Source organism: Kamptonema sp. PCC 6506 (genome assembly GCF_000180455.1).
GTDB lineage: Bacteria > Cyanobacteriota > Cyanobacteriia > Cyanobacteriales > Microcoleaceae > Kamptonema > Kamptonema formosum.
Map to the genome: position 1 here is coordinate 21,869 of NZ_CACA01000321.1, position 7,770 is coordinate 29,638.

Annotated in this window: 3 protein-coding genes; 2 read left to right on the forward strand and 1 reads right to left on the reverse strand. The window is 40.6% G+C overall.

The window, feature by feature from the left end:
• Positions 1-31 precede the first annotated feature (31 nt).
• Positions 32-1,354, forward strand: coding sequence for a hybrid sensor histidine kinase/response regulator (locus OSCI_RS20990; protein ID WP_007357144.1), 1,323 nt, complete (start codon positions 32-34; stop codon positions 1,352-1,354).
• Between the two features lie 95 nt (positions 1,355-1,449).
• Positions 1,450-4,617, forward strand: a complete 3,168-nt coding sequence (locus tag OSCI_RS20995; RefSeq protein ID WP_007357145.1) for an ATP-binding protein — start codon at positions 1,450-1,452, stop codon at positions 4,615-4,617.
• A gap of 35 nt (positions 4,618-4,652) precedes the next feature.
• Here OSCI_RS20995 and OSCI_RS21000 read toward each other — a convergent pair whose 3' ends face one another.
• Positions 4,653-7,364, reverse strand: a complete 2,712-nt coding sequence (locus OSCI_RS21000) for a PAS domain-containing protein (RefSeq protein ID WP_007357146.1) — start codon at positions 7,362-7,364, stop codon at positions 4,653-4,655.
• Positions 7,365-7,770 lie beyond the last annotated feature (406 nt).

The following is a 7,770-nucleotide window of genomic DNA, read 5'->3' on the forward strand; positions in this document are numbered from 1 at the left end:
GTGTGATTAGTTAATACAGGAGTGACAAGAAATGAGCGTAGATATGGAAAAAAAAGATATTGTCTTAATCGTCGATGACAACTCAAATAACTTAGGGGTACTTTATGATTTATTGGATAATGCGTCCTTTGAGGTTTGGGTAGCACAAGATGGAGAAAGCGCTATAGAAAAAGTGGGTTATGCTCTTCCAGATTTGATTTTACTGGATATAATGATGCCGGGAATAGATGGCTTTGAAACTTGCAATCGCCTGAAAGCAAATCCATTGACTGCTGACATACCCGTGATTTTTATGAGCGCGATGTCTGAGTCAATTGATAAGGTGAAAGGCCTGTCTTTAGGAGCGGTGGATTACATTACTAAGCCGTTTCAACAAGAAGAAGTTTTAGCGCGGGTTAAACTTCACCTAAAATTATACTACTTAACTAAGAAGATTGAAAAGCAAAATCAGGAATTAGAGCAGCGGGTACAAGAGCGAACTGCTGAATTAAGCCGGACTTTACACGAGTTAAAACAGGCTCAAATTCAATTAGTGCAGACTGAAAAAATGTCCAGCTTGGGTCAGTTGGTGGCTGGTGTTGCTCATGAAATTAACAATCCAGTTAGTTTTATTTTCGGTAATCTCAACCACGCTTCTGAATATATCAAAGGCTTGATTGACCATTTACAAGTTTATCAGCAATATTATCCCCATCCAGTGCCGGAAGTTTCCGCTCATGCTGAGGAGATTGAGCTAGATTACTTAATTGAAGACTTGCCAAATATGATTAATTCCATGAAAGTAGGAGCAGAGAGAATTAGTAATATTAGTACATCTCTGCGAAATTTCTCGCGCACAGATACGTCAAATAAGGTAGCAGTAAATATTCACGAAGGGCTAGATAGTACCTTGCTAATTTTACGTTACAGGCTTAAAGCTTGCGGACATCGCCCCGCTATTGAGGTAATTAAAGAATACGGGGAACTCCCCTTATTAAAATGTTATGGCGGGCAAATGAATCAAGTCTTTATGAATTTAATTGCGAATGCAATTGATGTTTTAGAAGAAGAGGAAGAGTTGGGAAATGAGGCGATCAAAATAAAAAACCCTACCATTAGAATTAGTACGGAAGTAACAAATAACAATTCTGCCATTATCCGCATTGCTGATAATGGGCCTGGGATGTCAAACGTAGTCCAATCGCAGCTCTTTGAAGCTTTCTTTACAACCAAACCAGCAGGTAAAGGTACAGGCTTGGGATTGAGCATTAGTTATCAAATCGTGGTAGAAAAACATGGAGGAAAACTGGCTTGCACTTCCACACTTGGTCAGGGTACGGAGTTCACTGTTGAAATTCCCATAGAGCAGCCATAGTTGCGAATTATGCTGGTAAAAAAGAAGCCAATATTTTACTTTTGTTTTTGTCAAACATAAGATAACATAATAACACGCTGGCTGGAGATTCTATTATGCCTTCAACTGCCTTTAGCTCTAGAAAACTCCCCCTTCGCTTTGTTTTAGTAGGGCCATTTTTACTGCAAATTTTTGCGGCGGTAGGGTTAACGGGATGGCTATCATTACGCAACGGACAGAAAGCCGTTAACGATGTCGCTACTCAGTTACGGAGTGAAATTAGCAATCGCATTGAGCAAAACCTACATACTTATCTTGCTAGCGCTCATCAAGTGAATCAAAGCCTCGCAGCTACTATCAATCTTAATTTGTTGGATGTGCAGAATCAAAATGGGTTGGAGCGTTATTTTTGGCATCAGCTTCAAGTGTTTGAATCAGTAAATGCTATTTATTTTGGCAATCCTCTTGGAGGACTTGCTTTAGTTCAGCGTCATGAAGATGATAAATTATTTATTCGCGCAACAGAAGGGTTTGTTAGTGGTAAATTCTTCTGGTACTCTACAGATAGTTTTGGCAATCGCAAAAAGCTGGAAAAAGTCACACCTGTTTTTGACGCGCGAACTCGACCCTGGTATAAAGCAGCACTTGCAGCAAGAAAACCCACATGGAGCGCTCCTTTTCTGGTATTTGGAAGGAATAATTTGGGAATTACTGCTAGCCAGCCCGTCTACAACTCAACTGGTAAATTGATAGGAGTTTTAGGTACGCAGCTACTTGATAGTGAAACCCGTGACTTTCTAAATAGTTTAAAAATTGGTAAGTCTGGAAAGACATTTATCATGGAACGTTCGGGACTAATTGTGGCTTCTTCAACCTCGGAAAAGCCATTTTTAGTTAGTAAAGATGGTAAGGTCGATCGGATGAAAGCGACTGAAAGTAGCGTACCTTTGATTCGGGTTTCCTCCCAATATTTAATAGATAATTTTGGCTTGAGTAAAATTAATACTAACCAACAACTCACATTTAACTTAGGCGGCAAACAGCAATTTCTACAGGTAACACCATTTAAAGACGGTCGGGGTATTGACTGGTTAATTGTAGTCGCAGTCCCCGAAGCCGACTTCATGGATCAAATTAATGCTAACACCCGCACTACTATTTTCCTGTGCTTTTTAGCATTACTTATGGCTGCAACTATCGGGATTTTTACCTCTGGCTGGATAGCAGAGCCCATTCTGCGTTTGAGGAATGCCAGCCAAGCTATAGCAAGTGGGAAATTAAATCAAAAAGTAGAGATTGAAGGGATTGGGGAATTAGATATTTTAGCTGAGTCATTCAACCTAATGGCACAGCAATTACAAGAGTCTTTTACTGCTCTAGAAAACACGAACGAAGAGTTAGAACAGCGAGTTAATGAACGGACGGCTGCACTGCGAGAAAGCGAAGCACTGCTCAACCAAACCCAGCGGATAGCAAAAGTGGGTGGCTGGGAAATGAATTTAGAGACTCAAGAATTGACTTGGACAGAGGAAGTTTACCACATCTACGAAGTTGATTTAGATTTCCAGTTAACTCCTGAAAGCGTAATGGCTTTCTATCCATCGGAGTCCATAGAGATTTTGGAAAAAGCTAGTTTGCAAGCGATGGCAAATAAAGAGCCTTTTGATGTAGAGTTGCAGTTCGTCACCGCAATAAAAAATCAGCGGTGGGTTCACGTTCTCGGTCAACCTCACTACAAAAATGATATTCCTTTCAAATTGAAAGGAACTTTTCAAGACATTACAGACCGCAAAAATGCAGAAGTTACACTGCAAGAAGCTAAACTAGCCGCTGATGCTGCCAATCAAGCTAAAAGCGAATTTCTTGCTAATATGAGCCACGAACTACGAACCCCTCTCAATGGCATTTTAGGTTATGCTCAAATCCTCCAGCGAGATAGTAGTTTAACTCCAAAGCAACTTGCAGAAATTAACATCATTTACAAGTGTGGTTCGCACTTGCTTACTCTGATTAATGATATTTTAGACCTCTCCAAAATTGAAGCTAGAAAAATGGAACTGTATCCCAGCAGTTTCTATTTTCTAGGATTTCTTCAAGTGGTCAGTGAAATCTGCCGCATTAAAGCCGAACAAAAAGGCATTTCTTTTATTTGCAACTTTGACGCTGCACTCCCTTATGTTGTTGAAGCTGATGAAAAACGTTTGCGGCAAGTGCTGGTAAATCTCCTGGGGAACGCTGTCAAATTTACAGATGCAGGTGCAGTCACCTTTAAAGTTGCAGTCGTAGACTTAATATCTGTGGAATCAACCACAAGTACCCTCACAAATATTAATACAATTCGCTTTCAAATAGAAGATACTGGTGTGGGAATGACTAGCGAACAAATGCAGAAAATATTTCAGCCGTTTGAACAGGTAGGTGATACTCGCCGCATGGTAGAAGGAACTGGTTTAGGATTAGCAATTAGTTTAAAAATTATTGAAATGATGGGGAGTAGCATTAAAGTCGCCAGTAAGTCCCAAGCTGGTAGTCAATTCTGGTTTGATTTAGCTTTACCTTCTAGTGGGGAAGCAGAGACTTTACTAACAACAGAGCCCACACAAACAATACTGGGCTTTACAGGCGACAAGCGCAAAATTTTAATAGTAGACGATCGCTGGGAAAATCGCTCTGTCATTGTTAATTTACTCAAGCCAATTGGCTTTATAGTTGCCGAAGCTGCTAATGGCCTTGAAGGTTTAGATCGAGTTCGCGAGTTAAGCCCAGATGTAATAATCACGGATTTGGTGATGCCAAAAATGGATGGTTTCCAATTAGTGCGGCGCTTGCGCGAATCCCCTGAATTTAGAGAGATCGTAGTAATTGTTTCTTCAGCTTCAGTATTTGAAACTGACCAATACAATAGTTTGGATGCTGGAGCTGATGCTTTTCTGCCTAAACCTGTACAAATTTCTGATTTGTTTGGATTGTTGGAGCAGTTTTTAGGGATATCCTGGCTGTACAGAGATTCAGTTGAATTGCCCTCTCCTACTGCCAAAACTATTAAAGAAAATTTGGCTCTATCACCAACGGTGATTATCGTTCCTCCACCCTCAGAAAAAATTGATATTTTGTACGATTTAATCATGAAAGGCAATTTAAAAGAGATTTTAAAACAAGCCGAGAATTTAAAAGCTTTGGACGCAAATTTTATTCCCTTTGCCGATCGGTTGTGCGAATTTGCTAAAAAGTTTCAAGAAAAACAGTTAAAGTCTTTTATTAGTCAATACACGCAAAAGGATTAATTAAATTTGTTAACTGTTAACTGTTAACCGTCTACTTAACATTTGAGAGGGATCTCGATCGCAAACTCCGAACCTTGTCCCAATACCGAATTACACCGCAACTTACCTCCGTGTTTCTCTACTACAATTTGGTAACTAATAGATAAGCCCAAACCTGTACCTTTACCGACTGGTTTAGTAGTAAAAAATGGGTCAAATAAGCGGTGGCTTACTTCCTCAGTCATCCCCTGACCGTTATCGGCAATACGGATGCTAATTACACTTTCTTCTACCAACTCTGTGCGAATCAAAATCATCGGCCCGCCTCTTACTGCAAAAGAAGATAAGCCTGATTCATCAAAATACGATCTGCATTCTTTTTGCCGATAAAATTCTTCCAAAGCATCAATAGCATTACTCAGAAGGTTCATAAATACCTGATTTAGCTGTCCGGCATAGCATTCTACTTTAGGTAAATTGCCATATTTTTTAATTATCTGAATCTCAGGAATATCAGATCTAGTTCGCAGCCTATTTTGCAAAATTAGCAGGGTATTTTCAATGCCTTCGTGAATATCAACAGGTTTCTTTTCTGATTCATCTAGTCGCGAGAAGTTTCGTAAACTGAGAACTATTTCCCGAATTCTATCTGCTCCCATCTTCATCGAAGATAAGATTTTTAGTAAATCTTCGCTGAGAAAATCTAACTCGATTGCCTCTGTTTGTTGTTGAATTTCTAGTGCTGGCTGGGGATAGTATTTTTGGTAGAGGCGAACTAAATTTAAGACATCTTTGATATACTGAGTGGCGTAAGTGAGATTGCCGTAAATGAAGCTAATAGGATTGTTAATTTCATGGGCAACACCAGCTACCATTTGACCCAGAGAAGACATCTTTTCTGTATGAATTAGTTGAGATTGGGTTTGTCTGAGTTCCTTAAGAGCAAGTTCGAGCTGTTGAGCTTTTTGCTGGGCAATTGCTTCGGACTCTCTCAAAGAATCTTCTGCTTGTTTGCGATCGCTAATATCTTTTAGTGTACCCGTCATCCGCAGTGGTTTAGGAGATTTGAACTTAATAGCTTCTTGCTGATTTTCTCCAACTTCGGACATGGCTTCAAACTCATCACAAGTCACTACTTTACCGTGATTTAAAACCCATTTCCACTCCCCAGATTTTGTTAGCATTCGGTGTTCGGTTTCAAAAAAAGGCGTACTACCTGCTAAATGTTGTTTGAGAATTTGAATCACTTTCGGTCTATCTTCTGAATGCACGAGATGAAACCACGCTCTCGCTTCTCCGTTAATTTCATCCGCAGCATAGCCTAAAATCTGGCTCCACTGAGCGCTAAAATAAACTTCTCCCGTTACTAAATTCCAATCCCACAATCCTTGGTCGGTTCCTGCTAAAGCTAGCTGCAAGCGCTCTTCGCTTGCTTGCAGGGATGCCATTAATTCACTGCGTTCTACTTCCGCCTGTTTGTGTTCTGTAATATCAAAAATTGCTCCATTTAGCCATGAAACCTTTCCCAACCCATCAAAAATAGCTTGACCTTTATCGTAAACCCACCTGATATTACCGTCTTTATGTAATAGCCGATACTCGATAATATATGGTTGTTTCAAATCGACGGCTTTCTGAACTGTATCCTGTACTATTTCTCGATCTTCGGGAAGAATAAGGCTGGCAAAAGATTGCGTCCTACTATTAATAAAGTTTTTTGCTCGAAAGCCGCTAATAGCTTGTATGCCGTCACTCAGGAAAGCCATCGTTCGGTGAGGGTCGCACGCACACCTATAGACGGCTCCCGGAATGTTAGAAACTAGAGAGCTAAACTCTTCTTGCCTTGCTTGTAAAGCCTTTTCTGCTAGTTTGCGATCGGTGATATCCCGCGCAAAGGCACAATGATATTCTTTACCATTAAATTGCAGGTGATTGATGGTAATTTCGACAGGAAAAATCCGATTATGTTTAGTACGATGATGGGCTTCAATATTAACTGAACCGCAGCGCCTCATCACATTCCAGTGTAAATTCCACGCGGTTTCGGGAAAGTCTGGGTTGATGTCGTGAAAAGTCATTGTCAACAGCTCTTCTGGTGAATAACCAAGGGTGCGGGAAGCAGCATCATTGACGTATAATAATTTGGCATCGGAGCCGATCCAAAATACGGCATCGGCAGAACAATCAACGGAAAATTGGGTTAGTTGTAAGGTTTCTTCAGCGCGTTTGCGATCGGCAATTTCTTTTTGCAGTTGTTCATTGAGCCAGGTAAGTGCGGCCGTGCGATCGCTAACTCGCTGTTCTAATTCTGCATTCAAAACTCGAATTGCTTCTTCTGCTTCTTCATGTTCTTGAATTTTCTTTGCTAGAGCAAGGTTTGTCGCTTCTAACTGAGATGGACTTGACAGGGCCAAGGCTTTGGGGATCAGCGGTATCATCAATCCGGCTGTGGATAGGGAAATGACGGCTGTTAAAGCTTTCAGGGAGCCAGAGAGCCAGTAGGCAGGATACCACAGGGTCAGAATTTCCATGATATGTCCTGTAGCGCAGGCGATAATGAAGGCTCCGAATAACAGGAACATCCAGTTAAATGGTAAATCTCGCCGTTTTTGGACAAAATAGAGGAGTAGCAGCGGAATTGAATAGTATGCTACTGCTATCAGCAAATCTGAGATGACGTGCAGCCAGATTAATCCGGGATTCCACAGATAGCATCTTCCGTGAGGCATAAAATCTACTGACAAAAAACTTTTTAATAGTTGCTGCATAAAGTTCTTTTCATAAGACATAACCGCAAAACCCCATGGACTTTAGTCAAGGAAGGAAAGAAGCAGCAGGGTTGCTTACTTCCAGGTTTGTTCCTGTTGAGGAACTAAATTTAATTATCCTATTTTTTATATTAAAATGTTTATAGTTTTATGTATTTTATCAACGTTTTATAGCAACTGCCAAGGCGGTTTAAGAGGGGCTCTGGCGCAGGGGCTAGGGGCTAGGGAAGACGGAAGAAGGGTTTAGAATCAGGGTTTTAAATTTAGAATGTCTTAACTGCCTTGGCAACTGCTATAATTAGCAATTAGCCAGTTCTGATACAACTGAAAATGACTTAATTATAGCAACCGCTTTCGTCGGTTAAGACGTTCTGAGTTCGACCAAACTCACTGATTCTATTCCCTT

Coding starts and splice junctions, on each gene's coding strand:
- OSCI_RS20990 (WP_007357144.1), top strand. CDS start 32: ATGAGCGTAGATATGGAAAAAAAAGATATTGTCTTAATCGTCGATGAC.
- OSCI_RS20995 (WP_007357145.1), top strand. CDS start 1,450: ATGCCTTCAACTGCCTTTAGCTCTAGAAAACTCCCCCTTCGCTTTGTT.
- OSCI_RS21000 (WP_007357146.1), bottom strand. CDS start 7,364: ATGCAGCAACTATTAAAAAGTTTTTTGTCAGTAGATTTTATGCCTCAC.